At 47.8% G+C, this 25,737-nt stretch carries 20 protein-coding genes; 16 read left to right on the top strand and 4 right to left on the bottom strand.

Annotation, left to right across the window (positions count from 1 at the left end; genetic code table 11):
- Positions 1–32 precede the first annotated feature (32 nt).
- From EI981_RS02735 to EI981_RS02785, 11 genes are all read left to right on the top strand, one after another.
- The gene (locus tag EI981_RS02735) at positions 33–1,685 is read left to right on the top strand and encodes an extracellular solute-binding protein (protein ID WP_126995224.1); all 1,653 of its coding nucleotides are present in this window, start codon (positions 33–35) and stop codon (positions 1,683–1,685) included.
- A gap of 110 nt (positions 1,686–1,795) precedes the next feature.
- On the top strand, positions 1,796–2,656 hold the full coding sequence (locus EI981_RS02740) for an ABC transporter permease (protein WP_127004286.1): 861 nt from the start codon (positions 1,796–1,798) through the stop codon (positions 2,654–2,656).
- Between the two features lie 33 nt (positions 2,657–2,689).
- On the top strand, positions 2,690–3,574 hold the full coding sequence (locus EI981_RS02745) for a carbohydrate ABC transporter permease (RefSeq protein WP_126995226.1): 885 nt from the start codon (positions 2,690–2,692) through the stop codon (positions 3,572–3,574).
- A gap of 90 nt (positions 3,575–3,664) precedes the next feature.
- Positions 3,665–5,398, top strand: a complete 1,734-nt coding sequence (locus EI981_RS02750) for a sensor histidine kinase (protein WP_126995228.1) — start codon at positions 3,665–3,667, stop codon at positions 5,396–5,398.
- 13 nt (positions 5,399–5,411) lie between these two features.
- The gene (locus tag EI981_RS02755) at positions 5,412–7,097 is read left to right on the top strand and encodes a response regulator (RefSeq protein ID WP_126995230.1); all 1,686 of its coding nucleotides are present in this window, start codon (positions 5,412–5,414) and stop codon (positions 7,095–7,097) included.
- A 136-nt stretch (positions 7,098–7,233) separates the two neighbouring features.
- Positions 7,234–8,475 carry a Gfo/Idh/MocA family protein gene (locus tag EI981_RS02760; RefSeq protein ID WP_126995232.1) on the top strand — a complete coding sequence of 414 codons (1,242 nt, stop codon included), beginning with the start codon at positions 7,234–7,236 and terminating at the stop codon, positions 8,473–8,475.
- Positions 8,476–8,923: 448 nt separating this feature from the next.
- A complete protein-coding gene (locus EI981_RS02765; RefSeq protein ID WP_126995233.1) occupies positions 8,924–10,717 on the top strand; it encodes a sensor histidine kinase in 1,794 nt (597 codons plus the stop codon).
- A gap of 61 nt (positions 10,718–10,778) precedes the next feature.
- Positions 10,779–11,885: a response regulator transcription factor gene (locus tag EI981_RS02770; protein WP_162616065.1), complete on the top strand. Its 1,107-nt coding sequence runs from the start codon at positions 10,779–10,781 to the stop codon at positions 11,883–11,885.
- A 344-nt stretch (positions 11,886–12,229) separates the two neighbouring features.
- The gene (locus EI981_RS02775; protein ID WP_126995237.1) at positions 12,230–13,120 is read left to right on the top strand and encodes an ABC transporter permease; all 891 of its coding nucleotides are present in this window, start codon (positions 12,230–12,232) and stop codon (positions 13,118–13,120) included.
- A 42-nt stretch (positions 13,121–13,162) separates the two neighbouring features.
- The gene (locus EI981_RS02780) at positions 13,163–14,047 is read left to right on the top strand and encodes a carbohydrate ABC transporter permease (protein WP_126995239.1); all 885 of its coding nucleotides are present in this window, start codon (positions 13,163–13,165) and stop codon (positions 14,045–14,047) included.
- A gap of 64 nt (positions 14,048–14,111) precedes the next feature.
- On the top strand, positions 14,112–15,863 hold the full coding sequence (locus tag EI981_RS02785; protein ID WP_126995241.1) for an extracellular solute-binding protein: 1,752 nt from the start codon (positions 14,112–14,114) through the stop codon (positions 15,861–15,863).
- 69 nt (positions 15,864–15,932) lie between these two features.
- Here EI981_RS02785 and EI981_RS02790 read toward each other — a convergent pair whose 3' ends face one another.
- Positions 15,933–16,640 carry a 4'-phosphopantetheinyl transferase family protein gene (locus EI981_RS02790; protein WP_126995243.1) on the bottom strand — a complete coding sequence of 236 codons (708 nt, stop codon included), beginning with the start codon at positions 16,638–16,640 and terminating at the stop codon, positions 15,933–15,935.
- A 216-nt stretch (positions 16,641–16,856) separates the two neighbouring features.
- Here EI981_RS02790 and EI981_RS02795 point away from each other — a divergent pair, with 216 nt between their 5' ends.
- Positions 16,857–18,272, top strand: coding sequence for an L-cystine transporter (locus tag EI981_RS02795; RefSeq protein ID WP_193556427.1), 1,416 nt, complete (start codon positions 16,857–16,859; stop codon positions 18,270–18,272).
- A 97-nt stretch (positions 18,273–18,369) separates the two neighbouring features.
- Here EI981_RS02795 and EI981_RS02800 read toward each other — a convergent pair whose 3' ends face one another.
- From EI981_RS02800 to EI981_RS02810, 3 genes are read right to left on the bottom strand one after another with little or no spacing between them, the layout of a single operon-like run.
- Positions 18,370–19,629 (bottom strand): hypothetical protein, encoded by a 1,260-nt coding sequence (locus EI981_RS02800; protein ID WP_126995247.1) that lies wholly within the window; start codon positions 19,627–19,629, stop codon positions 18,370–18,372.
- A 13-nt stretch (positions 19,630–19,642) separates the two neighbouring features.
- Complete coding sequence (locus EI981_RS02805; RefSeq protein WP_126995250.1) at positions 19,643–20,137, bottom strand: prepilin-type N-terminal cleavage/methylation domain-containing protein; 495 nt, start codon at positions 20,135–20,137, stop codon at positions 19,643–19,645.
- A complete protein-coding gene (locus EI981_RS02810; protein ID WP_162616066.1) occupies positions 20,134–20,607 on the bottom strand; it encodes a type IV pilus modification PilV family protein in 474 nt (157 codons plus the stop codon). Before EI981_RS02810 ends, EI981_RS02805 begins: the two co-directional genes overlap by 4 nt.
- Before the next feature lie 277 nt (positions 20,608–20,884).
- Between EI981_RS02810 and EI981_RS02815 the strand changes: the two genes are divergently transcribed.
- From EI981_RS02815 to EI981_RS02830, 4 genes are all read left to right on the top strand, one after another.
- Positions 20,885–22,576, top strand: a complete 1,692-nt coding sequence (locus EI981_RS02815) for a GspE/PulE family protein (RefSeq protein ID WP_127004288.1) — start codon at positions 20,885–20,887, stop codon at positions 22,574–22,576.
- Positions 22,573–23,622, top strand: coding sequence for a type IV pilus twitching motility protein PilT (locus EI981_RS02820; protein ID WP_126995253.1), 1,050 nt, complete (start codon positions 22,573–22,575; stop codon positions 23,620–23,622). The genes EI981_RS02815 and EI981_RS02820 overlap by 4 nt, the downstream gene beginning before the upstream one ends.
- A gap of 1 nt (position 23,623) precedes the next feature.
- Complete coding sequence (locus tag EI981_RS02825; RefSeq protein WP_126995255.1) at positions 23,624–24,832, top strand: type II secretion system F family protein; 1,209 nt, start codon at positions 23,624–23,626, stop codon at positions 24,830–24,832.
- Between the two features lie 258 nt (positions 24,833–25,090).
- A complete protein-coding gene (locus EI981_RS02830; protein WP_126995257.1) occupies positions 25,091–25,537 on the top strand; it encodes a prepilin-type N-terminal cleavage/methylation domain-containing protein in 447 nt (148 codons plus the stop codon).
- Positions 25,538–25,737: the final 200 nt, after the last annotated feature.

Genomic DNA, 25,737 nt, shown 5'->3' on the forward strand with positions numbered 1-25,737 from the left:
TGCTCATTCAAAAAGACATATGGAGGGGTAATATGAACAGAAAGGCAAAAATGCTACTAGTCTTAACATTAGTATTCAGCCTGGCGCTTACGGCGTGTGGCAAAGCTGAGGAGAAAGCTGAGCAGCCACAGAAGCCGGAAACTTCGGCAGCGCAAGAGGATCCAAATGCAGTGATTGAAGTATCGACCGTAGTACCGAGTGACCAATATTTGAAGTTTGATGAAGGCGAGACGTACGACAAGAATGCGGTTTACGATCAGTACGAGAAAGATATTGGTGTAAAAATCACAAATAAATGGATAACGGACACAAGCCAATTCAAAGAGAAGGTTAAGATGACGATCGCTTCTAATGATCTGCCGGATTTCATGCCAGTCAACGCAACTCAGCTAAAAGAATTAACGGAAGCAGATATGATTATGGATTTGACTGATATATACGAGCAGTATGCAACGGATCAAACGAAGGAATTCTTCCAGAAGGATGGCGGCATGCAGATGAAATCTGCTATGTTCGACGGCAAGCTGATGGGGATTCCGAGATCGTCTAACCCTTTATATCTCCAATTCTTGTACGTTCGTACAGATTGGCTGAAAGAGATGAATCTTCCTGAACCGAAGACGATGGATGAGCTGATGAAGATCTCTGAGGAATTTTCGAAGAGAACTGAAAACGGTAAATCGTATGGCCTTGCAGTTAGTAAAGATCCTTTTAATGTCGATACAGGCGTGACAGGACTTAGAGCCTTCTTAAACGGTTACCATGCATACGAGAACATGTGGATCGAAGACGGGAACGGCAATTTAGTGAATAGTGATATTCAGCCTGAAATGAAAAATGCTCTTGCCGCTTTGCAGGATATGTTCAAGAAAGGCCTGATTGATCCGGAATTTGCTGTTAAAGATGCAGAGAAGGAAGCAGAGTTAATCTACAATAATCAAATTGGGCTTGTGTATGGTGCATCTTGGGTACCAGCACAGCTTGTCAAAGGTGCAGTTAAGGATGGCAAGGTTGTTCAGGAATGGGGGGTATATCCAATACCTTCAGTAGATAGCAATCCAGCCTTGAACCAAATTGGTCTAGGGGCGGACGAATATTATGTCGTAGCGAAGCAAGCCAAGCATCCGGAAGGTTTTATTAAGCTGCTTAATCAGTGGATTGTGGTGGATAACGCACTCGATCCGACAGATGAACAAAAGATATATATGTACGGTAAAGATCGCAAGGAGAAAGGGAACAACTATTGGCTGCTTAGTCCAGTCCGCGTAGGCAACCAAACAGACAATAACGGAGTCATCTTGCCGAAAGCTATTGCCAACAAGGATGAAAGCATTCTAGAGACCGCGGATCAGCGAACTCGTTATGGAAGAGCTATGCAATATTTGGATGGGGATACCAGCTTGTGGTGGGAATATTTAATTTCTGGTCCTAATGGCGCGTTCTCGATCGTTCCAAAGGTACAAGAAGAGAAACTTTATTTGCAAAACAAGTTCTACGGTGCACCAACGCCTACCATGGCGGATCGAGAGGAAATCTTGAAGAAGAAGCGGGACGAAGTCTTCTTTAAAATTATTATGAATCAAGTCTCTATCGATGAATTTGATAAATTTGTTGCCGAGTGGAAGAAGCTTGGCGGAGATGAAATGACTAAAGAAGTGAACGAATGGTACGCCGATCATAAATAAAGGACATTCAGTATAGAGGGGTTGGGTCACTCAATCCCTCTTTCTATTCCAACGAGGTGATACGAGTGAAGACTATAACGCGGACATGGAGAAAAGAATGGCCGCTTCATATGATGCTGATCCCTGGACTGGCGATGCTTATTATATTCAGCTACATACCGATGGCCGGAATCATGATGGCTTTCCAAAAATACATTCCGAATCGCGGTTTGTTCGGATCACCTTTTATCGGCTGGTCCAACTTCAAGCTGCTGCTTGAATACCCGGACATCGGCCGCATCTTCTTCAATACGATATTTATTGCATTCATGAAGATTGTAGCTGGCCTGGTCGTTCCGATTACGATGGCGATTCTACTAAATGAGATTGCAAGAGAATGGGTAAAAAGGACGTTCCAGACCCTGGTCTATTTGCCTCACTTCTTATCCTGGGTACTGCTCAGCGGTATTTTGATCGACGTACTGTCGCCTTCCTCCGGGATCGTTAACCAGGTGCTCGGGCTATTTGGAGCCAAACCGATCTTCTTCTTAGGGGATAACGCTTGGTTTCCTTATGTAATGGTCATCTCGGATGTATGGAAGGAATTCGGGTTCGGTACCATTGTCTACTTGGCCGCATTGACAGGAATTAATCCTTCCCTCTATGAGGCTGCAGAGATCGATGGCGCAGGCCGGTTCAAGCAGACACTGTTTGTGACGCTGCCAGGAATGATGCCGATTATCGTTCTGATGATGACCCTGAATATCGGTAATGTCCTGAATGCAGGCTTCGATCAAATATTCAACCTATACAGTCCTCAAGTGTATGAAAGCGCGGATATTATCGATACATTTGTATATCGCATGGGGATTCAGCAAGCGCAGTTTGGCTTTGCTACTGCGGTAGGATTACTGAAGTCCGTAGTGTCCTTCATCTTTATGTCAATGTCATACATTCTAGCTTATCGAGTTGCCAACTATCGAATTTTCTAGTTCATTAGCGAATGCTTGGAAGGGAGCAGCATCATGACACACAATAAATCATGGGGCAGAAGGGTGTTTCTAGTCGGCAATTATTGTTTTCTAGGGTTCGTCTCCCTGTTATGCTTAATGCCGATCATCCACATTCTGTCGATGTCATTAAGCTCCGGAGCGGCTGCGTCTGCAGGGAAGGTTATCTTGTGGCCAGTTGAATTTACAACTGCCGCTTACGAGAATGTGTTTGGTAAACCGGAGTATTTGCGTGCTTTTGCCGTATCGATTCAAAGGGTGGTCTTAGGAACAGCTTTCAGCATGCTCTTAACGATCATAACCGCCTATCCTTTGTCCAAAGATACGCAGCATTTTCGTTTTCGCACCGGGTACGCATGGATATTTGTATTCACGATCCTCTTCAATGGCGGATTGATTCCAATGTACTTGACGGTGAAATCGCTGGGCTTGATCGACTCGATCTGGGCGCTGGTGCTGCCGGGAGCGGTGCAAGTATTTAATATTATCCTGCTGCTTAACTTCTATCGGAATCTGCCGAAGGAGCTGGAGGAATCCTCGCGTATTGACGGGGCTGGCCATTTCAAGACACTGTGGAAGATATATGCCCCGTTGTCGCTGCCGGCACTTGCGACTACAGGACTATTTACGATTGTAGGCCATTGGAACAGCTGGTTCGACGGAATGCTCTATATGAACCATCCTGATAATTATCCGCTCCAAACCTTCTTACAAACGGTTATAATTAATATGGATTTCCGGTTCATTAAGGCAGAGAATGCTGAATTGATGCTGAAGCTGTCGGACCGGACCAGTAGAGCCGCCCAGATCTTCGTGGCCGCATTTCCGATTTTGATTATTTATCCGTTCATGCAGCGTTTCTTTATTAAGGGGATCGTAATGGGAAGCGTTAAGGAATAGTTCCCACCTTCTCGGTGCTGAAAACCGCCCTTTTTGAACATGGATGAATAGGTTTATACAACTTGATTCATCTATACAGGAGAGCTAGCTATGAGAAAACTTCTACATTTCCGTGACTTTTCCATATTTAAGAAGATTATGGCGGCCTTTCTGGCTGCCTTGCTGCCGTTAATGCTGATTACATGGATTATTAACCAGCAGGGGGCTGCCAGCATTCGTAAGGGAATTTCCGAGTCGATGATGAACACCACCCATTTCTACCTCGATTCTCTCGATCAGGAAGTAGATCGTATATACCGCTATTTGCCAAACTATGTGATGGATACGGACCTGATGGAGCTGGCCGCTACAGGAGATGTGATGAGCGCCTACGAGCGGTCTGCCAAAGTGCTAGAGATCCAGAAGCGGCTCCATCTGATGAAGGATTCAAGTCCGTTCATTCAGGAGTCCAGAGCGTATGTGCCTCTGATTGAGCGAACGATATTAAGCTCCAGCTATGAGACGAAGGTTGAGGAGCAGGAGTATCAAGCGATGCGTCAGAGTACCAATATGTATGATCAGCCGTTCATCTATTGGCAGAATAGGCTGTTCATCAGCATGCAGTATCCTGGGAGTACGGTTAGAGATCCTCTCTTCGCCATCAGTATTGAGCTGTCCACCAACAAAATTATCGAGAAGCTCTCGCAGATTACCAATTCCCGAGAAGGGCAGACTGCGATGTTACGCATGGATCAGGAGTGGTCATTAGTAAGCGGGAGCAATACGGGACTTCTTGAAGTGATGAAGCAGCTGGCGGTTGACAAGCAGGAGCAGCAAGCGAAGGAAGGCTATGAAACGATCAAGTTTGAAGGGAAGCGTTATTTAACGGTCTATCGCTATTCCGAGCTCTGGAATTCGTATTTAGTATCAAGTGTTCCTGAATCGGCGATATTAGGCCCGATCCGTAAGTACCAGGTCTGGTTCTGGTGCGCTGCGGTTCTCGCTGTCGGTATCGTTCTGTTCTTCTCCTATTCGTTACGGAGATTGATCTATCGCCCTTTGATGCGGCTTATCTACTCGTTTCGACGCGTACAACAGAATAAGCTGGAGTATATAGCGATCGATCGGGGCGAGGATGAATTCGGTTATTTATATCATGCCTTTAACAACACGGTCAGTTCTTTGAAGACACTAATCGAGGAAAATTATGAGCAGCAAATCCGAAATCAACGGTCAGAGCTGAAGCGGCTGCAGTCGCAGATCAATCCTCATTTCTTGTACAATTGTTTCTTTGTATTATGCCGCTTGATCAAATCGGATCATCAAAAAGAGAAGGCTTATCAATTCTGCCTTTATATTGGTCAGTATTTTCAATTTATTACCCGCAATACCGAGGATGAAATCCCGCTCAGCATGGAGATGGATCATTCACGGACTTATGTCGAAATGCAGCGTATATGCTATGGCGACCGGATTGAAGTGGAATTTGATGCTCGCGTTCCCGATATGATGGTGCCGCGCCTTATTTTTCAGCCGATTATTGAGAATGCCTATGTGCATGCTCTTGGAAATATGAGAGGGAACGGCAAGCTTCGTGTGTACGGGGAACCGCAGGATAATACATTTATTCTCTGCGTTGAAGATAACGGCGATAGCATAAGCGATTTAAATATTCAGCAGCTTAATGACCGCTTGGCACGGCCTCACTATACCTTTGAAGAGACGACCGGTCTGATTAATGTTCATCGCCGATTGCAGCTTCGATACGGTGAGGAGTATGGAATCACGGTCTCACGTTCCGATCTAGGAGGCTTGAAGGTGACGATTCAATTAAGAATGAGCTAGAGGGGGAAACAGCATGTATCACTTGTTAATCGTCGATGATCTTCCCATTATTGTTGATGGCCTTCTCGAATTGTTCGAGCAGACGTCGCATCTGGAGCTTAAGCTGTACAAAGCCTATTCCGGGGAGGAAGCCCTGGAAATTTTGAAAGCGCATTCTATCGATATCGTGATCTCGGATATCAAGATGCCCGGTCTTGAAGGGATTGAGCTGCTACAGGAGATCAGGCGTCATTGGCCGTCCTGCAAAGTGATATTTCTATCGGCATATAACGACTTCCAATATGCTAGAAGCGCCATCACCTATGGTGGATTTGAATATATCCTAAAGATCGAGAGCGATGATAAAATCATTCATTCTGTGGAAAGAGCGATTGCCAAGCTGGAGGAGGAGGCGAAGGAGAAGGCGATTGTCGCTAAGGCTCAGGCGGATATGAGGATAGCCATGCCTTCGCTGCAGAAAGAGGCTGTGCTTGAACTATTGAAGGGTAGGCAGCTAAGTACAAAGCAGCTTCGCCATATGCTCGAGGAGGTTCGCATTCCGCTGGAGGCTGAGTTGCCGGTGTACATGATGCTGGGCCGGATCGAGGAATGGAAGCAAGGCCTGTCTGTGCAGGATAGAGCGCTCTATATCTATGCGTTCAAAAATATTAGCGATGAATATTTATCATCTCATGTGTGCAGCTACTCCTGCTGCTATGATCAGAATAGAATCGTCTGGCTGATCCAACCGGTCAGAGAGGACATAAGCGGGGGCGCCGAGCCCTTCATGGATTGGATGAGAGCGCATCGCGAGGCGAAGCGACTCATTCATGTAATTCAGCAGAGCTGTGAGCGGGTATTAGGTTTATCCGCCTCCTTTGTACTTAACAACAGAAGTACTTCATGGAATGAACTATCGCCATGCTTCCATACGCTTAAATATGATTTTGCCACCCAGCGGGAGGGAATAAGAGATATTGAATCTGCAGTATTTGCTGTGACGACCGACAACGATGAGGTCAGAACCCAGACACAGAGCTATGATCCGTTCTACCATACCCGTGTACAGCTTCTGATGACCTGTCTGGAGAACAACCATCAGGAGCAATTCAGCGAGCTTTACCTCGAACTCGTCTCTATTTGGAAGGAAGATACAGGGTCCTATGAGCGGAAAATCGAACTATACCATTCTCTGTCAGCGGTCTACTTGTTTTACCTCAGCAAGCACCCGGAGGTTCGGGAATATTTGAATACCCTGCTTGACTTGGATCAACTATTCCATCCGCAGCATCAAGGATCCTGGGAGGAGCTTGATCATTATTTCTGGCAACTGGCCGAGTATATATTTGAATGGATTGCCTCCAGGGAAGAGGATACTCCTGCCGAGGTTGTCGCCAAGGTCCATCAGTATATTGAGAGGAATATTGCCGCGGACACTTCACTAAATGCACTCGCAGATTATGTAGGCCTGAATCCTTCCTATTTATCCAGGCTGTATAAGCAAATAACGGGAGAGGGACTATCGAAGTATATTAACGATTATCGTACGTTGGCGGCGAAGTCCATGCTCTTGAACTCATCCAAAAAAGTAGGCGAGATAGCTGCTGCGTTAGGCTATAACTCCGCACTAGCCTTCATACGCTTCTTCAAACGGCAGAGTGGAATGACCCCGCAGGAATTCAGAATGCTGGGATCGGAGATTCAGCAGCAAAGTCAATAAGTGTATATGAATCTCTATTCTTATCTATTTATCCACCTCCAGGTCCGTTACTACAATATAAGTGCGAGTTCAAAAAAGTCAGATTTTTTGAACCACCTCTATTAAGTAACCGGTAAAGTGTCGAGGAGGAATAGATATGAAGACAATTACAGCTGTCTTACTGGGTGCTGGGAGCAGAGGGCGCTTCATCTACGGCCCTTATGCTGAGAAATTTCCAAATGAGCTTCAATTTGTTGCGGTAGCAGAACCGAATGCTGAGCGTCGAGAGCAATTCGCCAGCATTCATCAGATTGCGCCTCAATATGTATTTGATACTTGGGAGAAGGTATTCGAGCATGGGAAACTCGCTGATGTCATGATCATCAGTACGCTCGATCGGGAGCATTATGAACCGGCAATGAAGGCGATGGCTCTAGGTTATCATGTTCTGTTAGAGAAGCCGATGTCGCCTTCGAAGGAAGAATGCATCCAGCTGGAGCAGGCTTCTCTTCAATATCAAAGACTGCTTATTGTGAGCCATGTGCTACGCTATGCCCCATTCTGGTCGGGAATCAAGCGCTGTATCGATGATGGGGAATTGGGAACAGTAGCTACGATACAGCTGACGGAGAATGTAGGTTATCTGCATATGGCGCATAGCTATGTACGAGGCAACTGGAGAAATTCCGAAGAGTCCAGTCCGATGATTCTAGCCAAGTCCTGTCATGATCTGGATCTGATCTCCTGGTTAATGGACGAGAAATGCACCAGTGTCAGCTCATATGGATCACTGCTGCACTTTAGGAAGGAGAATGCTCCTGAAGGGTCAACGGAGCGCTGCATCGATCTGTGCGCGGTTGAGAAGGAATGTCCCTTCTCCGCGATGAAGATGTACATTCAGCCTCCTGAGCATCCGTGGGCTCGTTATATGACCGACGATCTATCCCAGCAGGGAATTCTGAAGGCGATCAAGGAAGGCCCGTTCGGACGCTGTGTGTATCGCTGCGATAACAACGTGGTAGATCATCAGATCGTCAACATGGAGTTTGCAAACGGAGCGAACGCCTCCTTCATCATGTCAGGGCTAACGAAGAGTGGTACAAGACGAGTGCAGCTTATGGGAACCCGTGGGGAGATCATTGGGGATATGGATGAAGGCAAGTTCACTTTATATCGTTACGCAACCAACGAGCGGGTCGAGATCGAGTGCAGTGTGAACGGAGATGGGCATGGGGGAGGCGATGAGCGTATGATCAGCCAGTTCATTAAGCATGTCCATACCTTCGAACAGAAGTCGGGTTATGGATTGACATCTGCGACGGCTTCGTTGCAGAGCCATCTGATCGCCTTCGCCGCTGAGCAATCCCGACTGAATGGCGGACAGCCCGTACAGATTTAGAAGGATGGGCTCCACAGGAATAACGTCGAAGGTGAAGCACATCATGAATGCTTCGCATTGAAGAAGGTCGAGTTTGGGCTGCTGCCCGGACTCGATTTTTTTGCTGTTCGTATCAGGTCACTATTACAATTCAATCTGACGAGAGAGACATTCGGAAATTGGATCAATACGATATTTGAAGAAAAGTAGAGAAATGATGGGAAATCACCATGAATTCAGGGAATAATCTCAAATACATATGATTTTGAAGGATTAGGCATATGTTGTATGATAAATAAAGTTGAGTAGGCAAGTGGTTCGTTATACAATTAATTACAAACGTTTGCACAACTATAGAGTAGGGCAAGAGAGGAGATGGCTGCTTGAGGAAAAAGCTTCAGGACAACATTGAAAGCGCTTCATATCAGACTGGAGTGACAGCTCTCCAACATGTAATGGAGGACACGGGATGAAGAGGCTTCGTCTTGGATTTTATTTTACAGATTTGTTCAAGGTCAGGGCGTTGAAGCAGAGATTGATCTTTGTCGTTGTCATTGAGACGATCGTCATCCTAATGATTCTGGCTGTTGTCTCTTATGAAGCGATTCATTCCATAGAGAAAAATAAATTAAAAACCTCGATGGTGATCGATTTGCAGCAATTGACAGACAAGATGGAAGAGAGCTACAAAAATATGTCGCAGGTATCGCAGCAGATGTCACCGGAAGGGACGGTAGGTTCCTTATTAGGCGATTATTTTCAGGAAAACTCTAATTTTGAAAAATATCAGCTAGGACAGCAAATTTCCGATAATCTGGTCAAGATCACTTTCTCGAACAGTAACCTCATTGGCAGAACATATTTTGATCCGAAGACGGGGGAGAGCTATTTCTATGACTTCTTGCCCTATGAGGATTTCTCTCCTAATCATTTTAACGTGCTGGGCAGGAACGGGACATTTGTGTTCCATTCCCTGCATCAATCCAGCATTAAGCGGCTGGGTGAGCATCAGGTGCTCTCAGTGTCGCGCAGCATTACGCTAGAGGATGATCGCGAACTGATCATTTATATCGAATCGCGCCTGGAGGCGGATGCCGTCATTAAGAATTTGTCCCATTCGCTGAATATGGACTATATTCTGCTGCAGCTAGATAGCGATAACCGGATTCAATTTTCCAGCAAGGATGATTTTACTGTGGGGCAGATGTTTCATTTGAGGGATGAAGAGCAAATAGGTTCCGGTTACTTTGGCCGTGCGGATAAGTATTTGGGTGTCAGGCTCAACACAGAGCTTGGATTCGATAACGTGCTGCTGTTGCCTTCCGCCGATTATAACCGCGAGCTGTACACCTGGATTCGTAATGTGGCCGGGATTCTGTTAGTAGCCCTACTCGTATTTATTGCCTCGTTTGTTTTATTATCACGGCTGATCTACACACCGCTCGCTATTTTCTCGAAGGAGATGAAGAAGCTCGGCAGAGGAGATCTGAACGAGGTGTCCGTACAGAGCGGCGTGCTGGAGTTCGATGCGCTGTTCAAGCAGTTCAACAATATGAAGAGGCAGATCCAGGGGCTGCTGCTGGATACGGAAAGGATGTCTCAGGAGAAGCACAGACTTGAAATTGAGAAGATCTATTATCAGATCAATCCTCATTTCCTGATGAACTCGCTTCATTCTATTCACTGGCTGGCGAAAATGCATGGGCAGGCCGAGATCGAGAACTTCATTACCGAACTGAACTATATTCTTGCCTACAGTCTCGATAAGATCGATAAACAAGCGACGCTGAGGACGGAGATCAGGATGCTTCAGGCTTACCTGAAATTGCAGAAGATGCGTTATGACTTCGAAGTGGACGTGGACATTGTGGAAGGAGCGTATCTGGATACACCAACTGCAAGGATGATGCTGCAGCCGATCGCTGAGAATGCACTCCATCATGGACTTGGTGACGAAGGGTGTCTAAGAATAACTGTGGCCCCTTCCTTAAGCCGCAATGCAATTGATATTACGTTCGAGGATAATGGCAAAGGTCTGGACGGCGAGGAGCTTGACCGTATTCGTGATGTTCTACAGCAAAGCCCCAATGAGGAACATAAAATTGATGGAATCGGCTTGCGATATGTTCGCTATATGCTGGAATCATTTTATGGGGACAATGCTGTGATTACCATTGATAGTGAACTGGATCTGGGGACCAGAGTCACTCTAGTATTGCCGATAGATCGCGAAAAACTGATGCTGGGCGTAGTGCAGAAATAAACAATAAATGCGTGTTTGGGGCTTTTGTACAACCTCAATAAGTGAAAAGGGGAAATGTCCGATGTATCGTGTATTGATTGTTGACGATGACCGTCTGGCGCGAAGAGGCATCATCTCGATGCTGCCGTGGGAGAAGTATGGCATGGTCGTGGCTGGCGAGGCACAAAACGGAACGAAGGCGCTGGAATTTCTGCAGGACCATCCCGTAGATCTATTATTCGTTGATATCGATATGCCCGTCATGGGCGGAATTTCCTTAATGGAGAAATGCCATCAGCTGTATCCTGAACTGCTATTCATCGTGCTTACCTTTCATGAGGAATTTCACTACGCTCAGTCCGCCCTGCGGATCGGAGCGATTGATTATATATCCAAGCTGGAGATGGAGAGCACGGATTGCGATGAGCTGCTGCGGAGGATCAGCGAGAAGGTAGGGACGATATTAAAGCCACTGTCTGCCTCTGCTGCATCCAGTGAATTAGAGAATAAGCGGGGGGCGTTAAACCGTCAGAACCAACATCATCTATCTGAAGCCCGCAATGAGAAGGAATGGCAGTATCTTGTTGGCAAATGGAACCAAATGTACTGGCTGTATGACGATACTACATTTAAAGAACTGTGTGAGGGGACTATGGCGCTCCATATTTCGGTATGGCAAGCGGCGCAGGTGCTGCTTCATTTAACGAGTGTAGCAGAGGAGAGCGTGGGAACAGTACAGAAGATTGTTCAAGAATACAGTAACTTGGACGAGTTCATTGATTGGCTTGCCAGCTTCAGGGAGGCGCTGTATAAGCAAGTCGCTGCGGAGAACAGCCTGGACAATATCCAGCTCTGTATTCTAAAGGCTGTCATCTACGTAAAAGAGAACTTGGGCGGCAAGCTGCACGGTGAAGAGGTTGCCCAGTTCGTCAGGCTGAGTCGCAGCTATTTCTCTATCAATTTCAAGAAATATACCGGCATGTCCTTCAATGAATTCGTACGCGAGGAACGCATTCGATGGGCTCAAATGCTGTTGATCGAGAGGGAGGATCTGATCTCGGATATCGCTCAAGAGGTTGGCTATGAAGATGTAAATTATTTCATTCGTGTATTTTGCGAAATCATCGGCATGACCCCTGGCGAGTATAGGAAGCAGAATGGTGTGAAGCAGAATTTAATGAGGGCATAGCATATCCAGCTCGATGAATCCGCGGCATAAGGACTGCTACGCAGCTAACTGAGGTTAGTTGCGGCGGCGGTCTTTTTTTTTCTGCACTTCAGCTTTTAGCTTCATCAAAGCTCAATCACGACTATTGTTTTGTAATTTGAAGAGGGCAGTGCTACTTTTTACGGAATGCATGAATGCAGCATAGGTGAATAAGACGATTCAATGATTTCTAGGCAACATTTATCCATACGGGTCGTCGATACATGGGTGATATAGTTGTGTTGTAATAAGAAAACGCTGTCATAGATTCGAGAGCATCTTTCTTGAAAGCGCCATTAAATTATGTGAAGGGAAGAACAGACAAAATGTACAGTAAAAAAAATATAAAGCACTATTGGCTCATGATGGCACCCGGTTATATTTGGCTTACTTTATTCAGCATAGTTCCCATGTTCGGAATCGTAATGGCATTTCAAGATTTCAATCCGGCCCTGGGAATCTTCAAATCGCCCTGGATCGGACTTGAGAACTTCAGTTATATGTTCAGCATGGACGATATCACCCAAGTATTCATCAATACAATTGTCATAGCGGTTGGGAAATTGATCGGGAACCTGATCATCCCGTTGATCTTTGCGATCATGCTCCATGGATTGACGATCAAGAAGCTCGTCAGGCCGATCCAGACCTTGGTGTACTTGCCGTACTTCTTGTCCTGGGTTATTCTCGGCAGCATCGTACTGAACATCTTCGGTGTCGATGGGCCTATCAATAGTCTGCTGGGCGTATTCGGTATAGAGCCGATCGTATTCTTTGGCCGTGAAGATATGTTCAGACCGTTGGTCATTGGATCAGATATCTGGAAGGGATTCGGTTATAACGCCGTCATTTATTTGGCCGCCTTGACTTCCATCGACCCCTCCTTGCATGAAGCTGCCGCCATCGATGGTGCTAGCCGCTTCAAGAGGTTGATTCATATAACACTGCCGGGGATTAAGACCACGGTGATTCTCCTGGCGATTCTCTCTCTTGGGAATGTACTTAATGCAGGCTTTGATCAGATTTATAACCTGTACAATCCGCTGGTATATTCCACCGGGGACATCATTGATACGTGGGTGTACCGTGCGGGTCTAGTAGAGCTGCAATTTAGTCTGGCTACTGCGGTGGGACTGCTGAAGTCCGTTGTCAGCTTCGTTCTGATCGTAACCAGCTATGCCTTAGCGGACAAATTTACGGGATACAAGATCTTTTAATAGCGCATTCATTCTAAGACTTCATGTGTGGGGGGAGAAACCTTGGTCGAGCAAAAAACGTTCGGTTCCAGATTGTTCAATGGCATCAATGCTACCTTGCTTATATTAATTACACTGCTATGTCTGACTCCGCTGTGGTATATCCTGATGATCTCGGTCAGCGATAAAGCGGCCGTTAATGCCGGTTCGGTTACCTTCTGGCCAATCGGGTTCAATCTGCTGTCCTACCAGAAGATCGTGTCAGAGGTGGCTTTCTTCAATTCCTTCTGGGTATCGGTCAAGCGGGTGGTTATTGGTACCGCTGTGAGTCTGGCCGCCATCCTGATGATGGCCTACCCGCTGTCGAAGACGTCGAAGCAACTGCCTCATCGCAATATCTATATGTGGGTGCTCGTCTTCTGCATGCTGTTCAATGGCGGAACAATTCCTTGGTACCTCGTTATGCGTGGTTACGGTCTGATCGATTCGATCTGGGGCCTCGTCTTGGCAGGAAGCTTGCCGATCTTCAATGTCATCCTCGTCGTCAACTTTTTTAGAAATATTCCAGCGGCACTGGAGGAGGCGGCTTATGTAGATGGCGCCGGACCTTGGCGCACATTCATTCAGATCTTCATTCCTATCTCGGCTCCGGTCGTGGCTACGATAGCTCTCTTCACCATCGTAGGCTATTGGAATGAGTTCTTCGCGGGATTAGTACTGAGTACTAAACAGTCCAACTATCCGCTGCAGACCTATATCCAGCAGTTAGTGGTGAACTTGAATCTATCGACGATGGATACGGAGCAGATTAAGCAAATCTCTCAGTTGAATAACCGCTCACTGAATGCTGCAAAAATATTCATCGCCATGATCCCGGTACTTGTTATCTATCCGTTCCTGCAGAAGTACTTCATTACGGGGATTACGCTTGGATCTGTGAAAGAGTGATTTTAATTGTGCCTGGGGTGCAATTGAAATATATTTTCTAATATCATTTCTAGGGGGAAAATCAATGAAAAAGCGCAGATGGCTACTAACTGGGTTGATTACGGTCATGCTAATGGCTACTCTGACAGCCTGCGGTGGCAATAAAGCGAACACAGGCGCGAATAGCCCATCCAATGATACTGCTGGCAATAAGGCCGGAAATACGGCCAATGCCAACAACGAGGCTTCCTCGGCGGCACTGGATCCCTTCGGAAAGTATGAAGAACCAGTAACTCTTCACCTTGTTCGTTCCCTTGACCCGAATCTAAAGTTTGATGAAGGCAAATCTGTGGAGGACAACCAGTACCTGGATGAGATCAAGAAGCAGCTGAATATTGAAATCGTGTATGACTGGATTAGCGCTCCGGCGGACTGGGATCAGAAGATTAGTCTGGCGATTTCATCCAACAATATTCCTGATGCAGCAATTGTGAACTTGACGCAGTTCAAATCGATGCAGAAGTTCGATCAATTGGCCGATTTGACTGATGTGTTCAATTCCACAGCCAGCGATATGCTGAAGGGCTTCTATGAGAGCGGCGGCGACGCCTTGAAGCAATTGGTAGAGAGCGACGGCAAGATTATGGCGATCCCTGCCACAGTGCCGAAGGCATCTGGAATGAGCCAGATGTGGATTCGCCAAGACTGGCTGGATAAGCTGGGTCTGGAGCCTCCGAAGAATCTGGAGGAGCTGAAGAAGGTAGCTCGTGCTTTCATTGAACAAGACCCTGATGGCAATGGCAAGAATGATACGATGGGGATCGTAGGTCCGTCGAAATCCGGCCTCCTGAGCGGCACAGACGGCAACTTATATGGTCTGGACCCGATTTTTGCAGCCCATAAATCCTTCCCGCTCTACTGGTTGAAGAATGAGCAGGGCGAGGTTGTATACGGCTCCACACAGCCGGAGACCAAGCAAGCGCTGCAGACCCTGGCTGATATGTATAAAGAAGGCTTGATCGACAAGGAATTACTCGTTCGCGACGACAGTCTGCAGCCGATTCTGGACGGCAAGGCTGGCATTTTCTTCGGACCTTGGTGGACCGGATACACGATTGCTGACGCCTATAAGAAAGACCCTACCCCTGACTGGCAGGCTTATGCTTACCCTCAGGCGGATGACGGTAGTTATAATGCTCATATGGCCGCTCCAGCGAATGCGTTTGTGGTTGTCAATAAGAATGCCAAGAATCCGGAGGCTATACTGAAGCTGGTCAATCTGCTCCTGCGTGATGAATCGAAATGGGTAGAGTCAGGCTTGGGCAAAAATCCTTCACCATCTGGGGGATACCCGCTCTTTACCGTATTTGACAACGTGGATGAGATTGAAGTGTCCTACGATATTCTCGCAAAATATTTGAAAGGCGAGGTTGATATTGACAGCATCGACTTCAGTACGCACAAGCTGCTTAAGGATGATATGAATGCGATCAAGAAGCTGAAGAAGGAACCGTTCGAGGATTTCTCGATCAACAATTGGGATTTGAAGGACAGCGGCGACCTGATAACAACCAACCTGCCGCGTCTCATCTCGATTATGGTCGGCGACAGACCGCTGGCGACAGATACGAATATTAAAGAGGTATACAGTCTGTACTACGGTCAGACCGATACGATGACTTCCAGATGGGCGAATCTGCAGAAGCTGGAGAAGGAGACCTTCGCCAAGATCATCATGGGCTCGGCTCCGATCGATTCCTTTGACGATTTCGTCAACAAGTGGAATAAGCAGGGCGGAGAGAAAATTCTCGGTGAAGTCGCTGAGATGAGCAAGTAAATAAAAAATAGAACAGCCGGTAAGCGCGAGGAGCGTTTATCGGCTGTTTTTTTGTATGGTTCAGAGTCTTTATTGAGTCGTTGTGTTAACGCGCATGAATCTTCTGTACAGCTCATCAAAATCGATGAACCGAGGCTGCTCTGGGAAGTCCGCGCTTTGGGCGCAAACTGCCATTTTATGCAGCGGATCGGGGGTATATTGCTTGAAGAAACAGCGTTGGAAGCTGTTCTCCGTATCAAGTTGAATATGGCCGTGCTGCTTGCTGACTGTAAATGAGGATAAGGGCAGGGAGAGGCCTCGGCCCTCCGCCTTGATGTAGCTCTCCTTCATAGTCCATAGCTCAAAGAAATAGTCGGATCTGACCTCCAGCGGTATCTCGCGTAAATCCCTAACTTCTTGTTTGGAGAAGAAGCGATCTGCAATCCCGAGATCAATGTCACTCATCTGCTCGATATCAATACCGACAGGGGCATTGGAAATGGCACTGACAATCCACTGCCCGGAATGGGAATGGTTGAAATGCAGTCCTTCGTTCCCCTGAAGAATCGGCTTGCCATAGGCATTTTGCATAATCTGCAGTTCCTCATTAGCTATGCCAAGATAATCGCATATTAGCCACCTGGAGAGAATGTCAGCGATCAGCGAACGATACGCATCCTCTCGGCGGGCAAACTTACGTATTTTGTCCTGCTTAGGCAAGGGAAGCAAGCGAAGCAGGTTTTCAAAGTGGAGGGGATTCATATTATGCTGAAGCGGAGTCATATAAATTTCTAACATAAGGTTCTCCCGTTATTCGAAAGTATATTGTTAAGAAGAAGCTCTTCTCTATCGATTTCCATTTTAACACAGTATGGTTGTAGTGAAATTTGTGGATGATAAAAAGGAAGAGGACTGTTCCCAAAGTTCCCAAAAATAATCTTAAATTAATCCTACCCATTTAGTCGAGATTATGATATTATATCGACATTAATAATTCAGTAAGGTCATTATGATATGACAGTTGAGGGGGAGACAGAAGTGGAAACCATTCAAGTCATTCTGAATGTTGTCGTTATGCTTGCATTAATCGGGCTGTTGCTCTGGATGCAGAAGAAGCATATTTCTTTTACAAAGCGAGTATTTACCGGTCTTGGATTGGGGCTCGTATTTGGGGTTGTATTACAAGCTATCTATACTTCCAGCTCTGATGTGCTGGCCAAATCGTCGGATTGGTTCAATCTTGTCGGACGGGGTTATGTCGGCTTATTGCAAATGGTCGTTATCCCGCTGATTATGGTATCGATCATCTCTGCGATTATGAAATTGAAGGGCAAACAGAATTTGGGCAAGATGACTGCTCTGATTATTGCTACATTGCTGATAACAACAGCAATCGCTGCGACCGTAAGTATCGTTACTAGCCTTAGCTTCGATCTGAAGGCAATTCAAATTGAAGCGGGCCAGAAAGAACAGGAGCGCGGAGCGAAGCTTGAAGAGCGTGTCGGCGATGTAGCCGATAAGACGATCCCGCAGTATGTCCTGGATTTCATCCCAACGAATCCGTTTGCGGATATGGCTGGTTCACGTAGTTCTTCGACAATGGCCGTCGTGATTTTCTCAGCGTTTATTGGTGTTGCTGTACTTGGAATAGACCGGAAGAAGCCAGAACAGGCAGAGACCTTCCGTAAAATCGTTGAATCTGTATACGCCGTTGTTATGCGAATTGTAACTTTGGTGCTGAGGCTGACACCTTACGGGATTCTGGCGCTTATCACCAATGTAGTGGCGACGACGAACCCGCAAGAAATTCTGAAACTGATCAAGTTCGTCGGCGCTTCCTATGTAGCTCTGATCGTGATGTTCATTATTCATTTAATTATACTGGCACTCTTCGGATACAATCCGATTCAGTACGTAAGAAAAGTATTCCCGACACTGGTCTTCGCGTTCACATCCCGTTCTAGTATTGCTACCATTCCGCTGAACGTGGAGACTCAGACGAAGCGTCTGGGTGTGCCTGAGGGGGTTGCCAACTTGTCGGCTTCGTTCGGCTCGATGATCGGGCAGAACGGATGCGCCGGGATCTATCCGGCGATGCTGGCGGTAATGATCGCACCGACGGTAGGTATTAATCCAATGAGCTGGGATTTCATCATTACCTTGATTCTTGTTGTAGTGATCAGTTCGTTCGGTGTTGCTGGCGTTGGTGGTGGAGCTACCTTTGCTTCGCTGATCGTATTGTCGACGATGAACTTGCCTGTAGGTCTGGCGGGTCTGTTGATCTCCGTTGAACCGTTGATCGACATGGGCCGTACCACACTGAACGTCAACGATTCGATCGTAGCCGGGGTTGTCACCGGCAAGGTGCTTGGCGAGAACGATAAAGACGTGTTCAAGCAAAATGTAGAATTGGATGCTGTGCAAGCATAATATATAAAATGATAAGGCGGCAGCCTCGGATCATCTTTCAAAGATGAGAGAGGCTGCCGCCTTTTTATACAGATGTAGATCAGTCTATTTGGCCTAATTATAGGCTCCCTTCAATGAACACAATATCGGCTGGCTGCTTCGGCGGCTGCTTGTTGATATCCGTTCCTTCGATGGTAAGTTTGTCGTTGCCATTGAGGTGGATTGCGCCGTTCGAGTATACATAACCAAGCAGGGAAGGAGAGTCGGATCCGGCATTCAATGCGATGGAGCCCGCGGCATAAATCTTGAATTGGCTGCGGTTATATAAAGTACCATTGACCTCGGATTTCACATAAATGCGTCCTGCTGTGAGTGTACCGTTAATATTAATTTGATTTGTATAGATATCTCCCTCAATGACTGCCTTAGTTGGAGTACTTCCGTTCATGTTCATAGATCCGTTGACGCGAATGGATTCTCCAGAGTGAATTTCGGCGCCTCCATTAAAAATTAGATTCCCGTTAATGTAAATATGGCCGCTGGCGGAGAGATTTGATCCGGGTTGCATCGTTAGCTCGCCTTGAATGACTAGGTCGCCATCAATTTCGATCATCGCTCCATCCATGAGTTTCAAACTTTTGAGAGCGGTCGACTCAGTATAATGCTCATTCCCAGAGACCTCGAAATTCGCCGGACGAATAGGGATTTGATGGAGCAAGTCAGATAAGGATTGGGATAACTGCTGATCAAACTCGGATACCATGGAAGCTACTTCCACCCTTGAAGGCAAGACCAGACCATTCATAGGTGGAGTGACAGGCGTCACCTTCTGGCCGTTAACGGTGGACTGGTTGTCTGCTAATGCACCGGCAGTGTAGATACTTCCCTCAATGATTGTCTTGTTGATATCCAGGGAGCCTTGACTAACGACGGCATATCCGTTGCCATCTTCTCCATCCGAGGGCCCAGTCGGATCGTAGCTTAGCGCGATCTCTACTTTTCTCTGCACAGTTTGGATGATTTTGCCCGATTTGCCTTGAGCAGATACTACTGCGGTATAGCGCTGGCTCTCTTCATCCATCATCACGGTATCAGGGTCCACATAGGATGCAGCTGTATCGTGGACAAGCTCCAAAGTGACCCTATCCTCCTGATCTTGCAAATTTATAATTTGTACACGGAGATCAGACAGCTTTAGCATCAGCTTCGTCTCACCGTCAGCCTGTGCGGATACGATATCTCCTGATATATTCACCATGCCTTGTGAATCGGCAACACTTCTCATGACAAGCGTTCCGAGGAGGAACAGCAGGACGGTAAGAAGCAGCACGGAGACGAGAGCGTAGCCGTGTTCAGTGGAACGTGGGGATCTATCCATGTTCTCATTCACCTCATGATATGAATTTGATCGAGACGAATAAATAAAGGGGTTCGACATTAGGCGCATTAATAAGCCGAAATTTCAGATGGAGCTGGAGTCCGGCAGTATCTTTTACAAAGAAAGAACCGGCCAGCGACAAGCCATCATCATTCATCTGGGAACCATTCACATACAGATTTCCATCGTTAAGCCGAACAGCAACGGGCTGAGTACTTCCGCTGAGCACATCGGTCAACACTTCAGCCTGGAACTTGTCCAGTGGTCCAACCGCGTCCCTATCGGTGATCTTGGTTGCATTCTTCAGCTTGGCCTGCAGACTAGAGCTAAGTGTAACAGCTTGGTTGCGTAGTTCAGTCTCATGATTGATGCGCCCATAGGCCATCAGGGAGGTGGTAAGAACTGTAGAGACTAGCATGAGCAGCAGTGCGGATAAGGCGATCGCGGCGAGCAGCTCGACAAGGGTCAGACCGTCCTCATTCTTGAACCGTTGCGCTAGGTTTCTCATGTCTGGGCACCTCCGTTCTGCTGGTAATCCCGTCTGGCGGCGCCAACCAGTGAGATCTGATGCCTGTATTGCTCTGGATGATCCGGATCTTTGGACCAATATACGGTGACTGTGATGTACAGGAAGTCGGAATTGAATGGATACTCGGGGTAGGACGAGCTTACTATGGTTTGAATGGAATAGATATCTTCAGCTTGCTCGGGCAGAGAACTGCCGGAGTTAGCATATTGTTGCAGCTGGTCAAAAGCCATGGACTGAGTTTCATGCAGCTTGGCATTGGCGAGGTGAGTGGCCGATAGCTGTTGGTTGATGAGCTTGCTCTGTGCGGCGCTGTTCGTGAAGTAAGACAGGAAGTATAGGCTGATCAGTGAGAGGATGACCAGTGCAGCCGCTACCTCAATCAGAGTCAGTCCATCCTCGCGCGCGAGCGCGCTGCGACAGGACATGCAGCATTTGCGGGCAATACCCATACTACTTACTCCCTTTCTACGGGGAAGATATTTTATTGCGAGAACCGACCCTATTAAACATATTTTCATACGAATAGGACGCTAGATGGAGTGACTAGGAACAATCTACCATTTATAATAGCATCTTTTCTAAAAAAGGTATATAATGTATAACATAACTTCCACAAACATCCTCGATTTTACATTTTTCTTACCTTACCTAGTATTTCTGACCTACTTTTTCTACTTTCTATTCAACACAATCTAGCAAATCTGTCGTTCAATTCAGAGGTGAATGATGCAGATGTTCAAAAAAAGGCTTGGCGAGCTTCTCTTAGAGTCTGAGATTATAACGGAAGCGGAGTTGCAGGCTGCACTGGAGGAACAACGGCATTCCCGAAAGAAGCTCGGTGATATTCTGTTGTCGCAGGGCGTTATGACAGAACATCAATTGATCGAGGTGCTTGAATTTCAACTGGGAATTCCTCATGTGACACTATCGCGGTATCAAATCGATTCTAAGCTGGCCCAGATTGTGCCCGAGGGTCTGGCCAGACGGTATCATGTATTGCCGATCAGAGCGGATGGACGCAAGCTGATGATTGCAATGACGGACCCGCTTGATTTGCTCGTGATTGATGATCTACGGATGAGCACCGGCTTTACGATCGAGCCGGCGATTATATCGCAGGGCGAGCTGCAACTCGGGATCGCCAGATTATACGGCCTGCAGAACTCCATGAATGAGATGATCAATGACATTAGCAGCGGGGACGGCCATATCGAAGTGGAAGAATCGTCTATTACCGATGAGGATTCCCCGGTCGTACGGCTGGTGCAGCAGATGATTGAACAAGCCGTTCGGCTTGGTGCAAGCGATATTCATGTTGATCCGATGGAGACGCAAGTGGCGATCCGCTACCGGATCGATGGCATGCTGCGCAATGAGCGATCCATTCCGAAGGCGATGCAGGGAGTGGTCACGGCACGGCTCAAAATTATGGGCAATCTGAATATCGCCGAACGCCGACTGCCTCAGGACGGACGGATTAAGCTGTCTGTTGACGGGAAAGGAATCGATATTCGCTTGTCCTCACTGCCGACAGTGCATGGAGAGAAGATCGTGATGCGTCTTCTGGACACCACATCCGGGATCAAGGGCATCGAGAAGCTTGGTATGACGAAGCACAATCTGGAGCTGTTCAGACGGATGATCGAGAAGCAGCATGGCATCGTGCTGTTAACCGGACCAACGGGCAGCGGCAAGACGACGACGCTCTATTCCGCGCTGCAGCATTTGAATCAGGAGCAGACCAACATTATTACCGTTGAGGATCCTGTCGAGTACATGCTGGAGGGCGTGAACCAGATGCAGGTGAATACGGGGGCTGGTCTGACCTTCGCCAAGGGGCTTCGCTCTATCTTGCGCCAGGACCCCAACATTATCATGGTCGGTGAGATCCGCGACTTCGAGACAGCCGAGATCGCGATCCGTGCTTCATTAACTGGTCACTTAGTATTCTCGACATTACATACGAACGATGCCGTCAGCACGGTAGTCCGCCTTAGGGATATGGGGCTTGAACCGTATTTGATATCCTCCTCATTAATTGGAGTCGTAGCCCAGAGGCTAGTCAGATGTATTTGCCCTGATTGCCGAACGGCGTATTCTCCGGATCTGCAGGAGAGGATCTATCTTGAACGTATTGGCGTTCAGGCCGATACGTTGTATCGCGGGACAGGCTGTGGAACATGCGGCAAGAGCGGGTACAGAGGAAGAATGGCTGTCCATGAGGTGTTGTATCTGGATGATGAGCTACGGGCTGCGATCGTGAACGGTGTTCCGATTCAACAGCTGCGCCGCTATTCGTCGGAACGGGGGATGAAGCCATTGTTCGAAGATGGCCTTCTCAAAATGCAGGAAGGTAAGACAACGCTGCAGGAAATACTTCGGGAGACCGGAGAGGAAGAGGAGGTGAGCGGAAATTGAAGACCGCTGAGGTTTATTTCGTCGATCTGTTGCGCCAGGCATTTGATAGCGGTGCATCCGATCTTCATTTAACGGTCAATTCCCCCCCGGTCCTGCGTATTGACGGACAGCTTCACCGCCTGGATGATGAGCCGCTGGTCCCATTGCAGCTGGAGGAGTTCACCAAGTCGATGCTAAATGAGGCGCAATATGAGAAATTCTCAGTCAGAGGCGAGTTGGACTTCTCATATGGGATACCTGGGCTATCTCGGTTTCGGATTAATGTCTATCGTCAGCGTGGGTCGGTCGGCATTGCGGCCCGGGTGATCTCTCCAACGGTCCCCTCTTTCGAGTCTTTGAAGCTGCCGCCGGTGCTGCTGAAGCTGGCGCAGAAGCCGCAGGGGCTATTCCTTGTGACAGGGCCTACAGGCAGCGGCAAATCTACGACATTAGCTTCGTTGATTGACCATGTGAACAGGTTGAAGAGGAAGCATATCGTTACGCTGGAGGACCCGATTGAGTATTTGCATCGTCATGATCAATCGATCATTAATCAGCGTGAGGTTGGTCTTGACACTACATCCTTCGGCGAAGGGCTGAGGGCTGCGCTCAGACAGGATCCTGACATGATTATGGTCGGCGAGATGCGTGATCCTGAGACGATTCGTACAGCAATCACCGCAGCCGAGACCGGCCATCTCGTATTCGCCACCCTTCATACCTCCGATGCTCCGCAGACGATCGATCGGATTATCGATGCCTTCCCACCGGAGCAACAGGGACAGATTCGAATTCAATTGGCGGCAACATTGTTAGTTGTACTGTCACAGCGTCTGCTGCCGTCGCGTAATGGAAAGGGGCGGGTATGCGCGACCGAACTGTTGCTCAATACGCCTGCTGTCGGCAACTTGATCCGTACAGAGAAGGTGCATCAGATCAAGAGTGTGATGCAGACGAACCACCAGCTTGGCATGCATACACTGGATATGAGCTTACAAGAACTGCTACGGCTCAACCTGATCGATGAAGTTTCAGCCAAGCCGTATCTAGCAGAAGGACATATTTAATATGCCGCAGTATGCATATCGTGGGAAGGATATTGTATCAGGGCGCAGCTGCCGCGGCGTCATCCAGGCGATTGACCGCAGCAGCGCTCTAGCCGAGCTGAAGCAGCAGTATGTCGTGACGGATATTCAGGAGCAGCGGGAGACCGTATGGAACAAAGAGTTCTACATCGGCAGCCCGGTCAAGAATGAGCAGTTCGTCGTATTCTGCCGCCAATTTGCAACGATGATCCGCGCTGGCATATCGATTGTTGAGGCGACGAACGTGCTGGCAGCACAATGCGAGAGCAAGCCCCTGGCCAAGACGCTGCACGAGGTGAATGCGGAGCTTCGCAAGGGCAATACATTCTCTGGTGCGATCTCTGCTTATCCGCGCATATTTCCCCCGATATTTGTCCATATGATCCGGGCCGGGGAAGAATCGGGCAGTATGGAGGATACGTTGGAGCGGTTGGCCGTCTATTTTGAACGAGCGTATTTTACCCGGGAGAAGGTAAAATCGGCGATGACCTATCCGGCCATCGTCAGCATAATGGCCGTGTTCGTAGTGATTTTTCTACTGAAATTTATTATTCCGCGCTTCCAGACGATGTTCACTCAGCTTGGCGGTGATCTGCCAGCGATTACCCGCTTCACTCTCTCGCTGAGCCGAAGCATTGAGGAGCGCTGGTACATTTGGCTAATGGTCATGGTCTGGATTGTAGCTGTTATATATTTATTGCTCCGTTGGGAACGAGGCGCCTATGCTTGGGATTATATCAAGCTGAAAGTGCCGGTGTTTGGCCTGCTGAATCGTAAGAGCGCTATCGCTCAAATGACGCGCACCCTGTCTTCGCTCTATGCAAGCGCGGTGCCGGTGTTACAATCTTTGGCCATCGTGGAGAAGGTGGTCGGCAACAAGGTAATTGGGGCGACGATTCACGAATGCCAAATCTCGCTTCGACAGGGTCGTCCGCTCTCGGAGCAGCTTAAGCAATCCTGGATCTTCCCTCCGCTCGTCACCCAACTGATCCTAGTCGGTGAAGAGACCGGCTCGATCGATACGATGCTGGGCAAGGTGGCCGACTTCTATGAGAGTGATGTCGAGAATAGCGTGGACAAGCTCAAGCAGCTGATCGAACCGATTATGATCGTCCTTCTGGCCGGTGTCGTAGGCTTCATTATGGCGTCCATCATGATCCCAATGCTGAGCCTTTATGGAAATATAAGCTAGTAGCGGTAATTCAAAAAGTTCACTTTTGATAAGAAAACCCATCGAGGCCAATTCAAGGCTGAGCGACCGCGATTCCTACGGAAACATCTCAGGTGCTCACGTACCCACTACGTACGCTCCGCTCCTCACGCCCTAGCTTCATCCAACTGAAGCGTTTTGAAAAAACGCACATCGGAAGCATAAGCTTCGGTGCTGAAAAGCGGACTTTTTGAACTTTTTATTATATAAATAAAAAAATATTTTAGGAGGTTAACAATTATGACTGCACTTATCCAACGTTTGAGAAAAGAAGAGAAGGGGCTTACACTCATCGAATTGCTGGCTGTTATTGTTATTATCGGGATTATTGCGGCTATCGCCGTACCGCTCATCACAGGGATGCTGAACAATACGAAGGAGAACGCCCGGATGGCGACGGCTAATCAGTTGTTCGAGGCCGCCAAGCTGCGGTCGATTGCAAAAAATAATGGGGAGTTGAAGGATCAGCACAGTTTGCAGCAATTAGTAGGTGATGGATACATTCAGGCGGGATTGACAGATCCAAAGACAGGCAAAGCCTTTGCCGCCGGGACCTTAGTTAATTTAGGCAATATTACATCAGGGAATGTTGTGACGCTTATTGTTGACGGAGAGACACTCAACTACACTGTGGACCAATTAACGAAGAGCACTGAAACCGCCAAAGCCCCTGAAGGCGAGGGCTAACAAACAAGACGATGAGTTCTACGTTCATAACCGCTAACTTTCTCATCGGATTGGGGGCCGGCTGGGCGATTGGCGAGGCCGGCCGATGGCTGCTTGCCCGGCGCGGGCTTACGCCGCCGGGCGAATCTCCCGCGGCTGGCGAAGCCGCCGCGGGGCAAGGCGCCTCCGGCCATGCGCTGCGCTGGCCGGGGCGCCTTGCA

The sequence above is a fragment of the Paenibacillus lutimineralis genome, assembly GCF_003991425.1.
Classification (GTDB): domain Bacteria; phylum Bacillota; class Bacilli; order Paenibacillales; family Paenibacillaceae; genus Fontibacillus; species Fontibacillus lutimineralis.

Excerpts from the sequence above, each read along its gene's own strand:
- EI981_RS02735 (WP_126995224.1), top strand. The coding sequence starts at position 33 with ATGAACAGAAAGGCAAAAATGCTACTAGTCTTAACATTAGTATTCAGC.
- EI981_RS02740 (WP_127004286.1), top strand. The coding sequence starts at position 1,796 with ATGATGCTGATCCCTGGACTGGCGATGCTTATTATATTCAGCTACATA.
- EI981_RS02745 (WP_126995226.1), top strand. The coding sequence starts at position 2,690 with ATGACACACAATAAATCATGGGGCAGAAGGGTGTTTCTAGTCGGCAAT.
- EI981_RS02750 (WP_126995228.1), top strand. The coding sequence starts at position 3,665 with ATGAGAAAACTTCTACATTTCCGTGACTTTTCCATATTTAAGAAGATT.
- EI981_RS02755 (WP_126995230.1), top strand. The coding sequence starts at position 5,412 with ATGTATCACTTGTTAATCGTCGATGATCTTCCCATTATTGTTGATGGC.
- EI981_RS02760 (WP_126995232.1), top strand. The coding sequence starts at position 7,234 with ATGAAGACAATTACAGCTGTCTTACTGGGTGCTGGGAGCAGAGGGCGC.
- EI981_RS02765 (WP_126995233.1), top strand. The coding sequence starts at position 8,924 with ATGAAGAGGCTTCGTCTTGGATTTTATTTTACAGATTTGTTCAAGGTC.
- EI981_RS02770 (WP_162616065.1), top strand. The coding sequence starts at position 10,779 with ATGTATCGTGTATTGATTGTTGACGATGACCGTCTGGCGCGAAGAGGC.
- EI981_RS02775 (WP_126995237.1), top strand. The coding sequence starts at position 12,230 with ATGTACAGTAAAAAAAATATAAAGCACTATTGGCTCATGATGGCACCC.
- EI981_RS02785 (WP_126995241.1), top strand. The coding sequence starts at position 14,112 with ATGAAAAAGCGCAGATGGCTACTAACTGGGTTGATTACGGTCATGCTA.
- EI981_RS02790 (WP_126995243.1), bottom strand. The coding sequence starts at position 16,640 with ATGTTAGAAATTTATATGACTCCGCTTCAGCATAATATGAATCCCCTC.
- EI981_RS02795 (WP_193556427.1), top strand. The coding sequence starts at position 16,857 with ATGACAGTTGAGGGGGAGACAGAAGTGGAAACCATTCAAGTCATTCTG.
- EI981_RS02800 (WP_126995247.1), bottom strand. The coding sequence starts at position 19,629 with ATGGATAGATCCCCACGTTCCACTGAACACGGCTACGCTCTCGTCTCC.
- EI981_RS02805 (WP_126995250.1), bottom strand. The coding sequence starts at position 20,137 with ATGAGAAACCTAGCGCAACGGTTCAAGAATGAGGACGGTCTGACCCTT.
- EI981_RS02810 (WP_162616066.1), bottom strand. The coding sequence starts at position 20,607 with ATGGGTATTGCCCGCAAATGCTGCATGTCCTGTCGCAGCGCGCTCGCG.
- EI981_RS02815 (WP_127004288.1), top strand. The coding sequence starts at position 20,885 with ATGCAGATGTTCAAAAAAAGGCTTGGCGAGCTTCTCTTAGAGTCTGAG.
- EI981_RS02825 (WP_126995255.1), top strand. The coding sequence starts at position 23,624 with ATGCCGCAGTATGCATATCGTGGGAAGGATATTGTATCAGGGCGCAGC.
- EI981_RS02830 (WP_126995257.1), top strand. The coding sequence starts at position 25,091 with ATGACTGCACTTATCCAACGTTTGAGAAAAGAAGAGAAGGGGCTTACA.